The sequence below is a fragment of the Vibrio sp. 1641 genome, from assembly GCF_033339995.1.
In the GTDB taxonomy this organism is placed as follows: domain Bacteria; phylum Pseudomonadota; class Gammaproteobacteria; order Enterobacterales; family Vibrionaceae; genus Vibrio; species Vibrio alginolyticus.
This window is the reverse complement of the sequence record NZ_JAWOVP010000362.1, coordinates 1-583: the sequence shown is the minus strand read 5'-3', so window position 1 is coordinate 583 and position 583 is coordinate 1. Positions and strand designations below refer to the sequence as shown.

The 583-nt window shown below is 48.4% G+C and carries 1 protein-coding gene; it reads right to left on the bottom strand.

Going from position 1 to position 583, the window contains the following annotated elements:
- A partial coding sequence (locus tag R7Z47_RS25995; RefSeq protein ID WP_318130919.1) for a tripartite tricarboxylate transporter permease occupies window positions 1-583 on the bottom strand: 583 nt, incomplete at both ends.

Sequence of the window (583 nt, the reverse complement as noted above, 5' to 3'; positions counted from 1 at the left end):
CGGTGGTGCCTGAGCCTGGAATACCCAGCGTTAACAATGGAACGAATGAGCCACTTGATGCGGCATTGTTCGCTGATTCTGGCGCAACTAGACCACGAATGCTGCCTTTTCCGAACTCTTCTTTTTTCTCTTTTGGAGCCAAGTTGCGCTCTAAGCCGTAACTTAGGAATGCCGCGATTGTTGCGCCTGCGCCCGGAAGTACGCCAGTAAAGAAACCTAGGATAGAAGAGCGGATCGATACCGGAGCGACTTCTTTAATTTCCTCTTTGGTGACTTTCATCGAGCCTATGTTGCTCAATTTGTCTTGCTCTTCATCACGAGTATCGTTTGAAGGTTTGAGAATCCCCATTAAGGTTTCGCCCAAAGCAAACGTCGCCATTGCAAGAAGAAGGAAGCTAAAGCCGTCCATCAAATCGGTTAAACCAAAGGTGAAACGCTCGACACCAACGCCTTTATCGATACCGACTGTCGACAGCATCAAGCCAAGAATGGTCATCATCCACGCTTTAATGACCTGACCTTTACCAGCAAAAGCCGCAACGGCAGACAAGCCGAGCAACATCAACGCAAAGTAATCAGAAGA